The organism is Vibrio sp. Vb1755 (genome assembly GCF_033338635.1).
Classification (GTDB): Bacteria; Pseudomonadota; Gammaproteobacteria; order Enterobacterales; family Vibrionaceae; genus Vibrio; species Vibrio alginolyticus.
Genome location: NZ_JAWOTA010000333.1, coordinates 1 through 1,066, shown reverse-complemented (window position 1 = coordinate 1,066; position 1,066 = coordinate 1). Strand labels below are relative to the sequence as shown.

Here is a 1,066-nt window from a genome sequence, read left to right as displayed (position 1 = left end):
TTCAACCATCACGTCGTGTGCAGAGAAGAAACCAACTAAACGATTGTGGAGATCCACCACTGGTGCGCTTGTTAGATTGTTGTCTAATAGAGTATCAAGAGCTGCGGCTACAGGCATTTCCACGCTGAGTGTAACCGGTTTTGGATCCATGATGTCCTTTACGAAAGATGCGTTTTTCATTGTGATTTCCTTAACTGACGATAACTGAGTTGTATTTGTGATAGATGAAACATTGGCTGCTTTTAACTCTGGGCGGCGGTAGATACACCAGTTAGCCAAACCAACGAGTACTGCGCCACCGACGATGTTGCCAAACGTCACTGGAATTAAGTTCGCACTAATAAAGTGTGCGACATTTAAATCCGCATATTGGGAGGCCGGTACACCAACAGATGCCCAAAATGATTCAGGGGCAAAATTGGCAATAACGATGCCTAGTGGGACCATAAACATGTTTGCCACACAGTGCTCAAAGCCACTGCTGACGAACATCGCAACTGGAAGAATGGTCATAAGCGCTTTCGTCATTGCGTTTGCAGAACTAAACGTCAACCAAATTGCAAGACAAACCAGTAGGTTACATAGAACGCCCAAAGCAAAGGCTTGAAGCAATGTATGGTGCAGTTTGTGTTGTGCGATATTAAGAGCATTCAAACCCCATTGGCCTGCATCCATTTGGTACAAACCTGCCGCAGTCACAAGAGCAAGCAAAAACATTGCGCCGATGAAGTTACCCACGTAAACCTTGCCCCAAATCGACAACATTTTGCCGAAAGAGATTTGTTTGTTTGCCCATGAGATGCTGGAAAGCACCGAACTGGTAAACAGCTCACCACCGCAAATAACGATAAGGATTAACCCCATACTGAAGGCGATACCACCGGCTAAGCGGCTTAAACCCCAACCTGTATTCGCACTGCCAGTTGTCACTGTGATGTAAAACAAAAATGCCAAACCGATAAACGCACCAGCCATTATTGCTAGGCCAAGTGTCATGCTGCTGGTTTTGTTTGCTTTACTTAATGCGAATTTCTCCGCCTCAGCCATCATCTCTTTAGGAGAAAAG

1 protein-coding gene is annotated in these 1,066 nt (G+C 45.4%); it reads right to left on the bottom strand.

Going from position 1 to position 1,066, the window contains the following annotated elements; genetic code table 11:
* A partial coding sequence (focA, locus tag R7E00_RS24940; RefSeq protein WP_318124897.1) for a formate transporter FocA occupies positions 1-1,066 on the bottom strand: 1,066 nt, incomplete at both ends.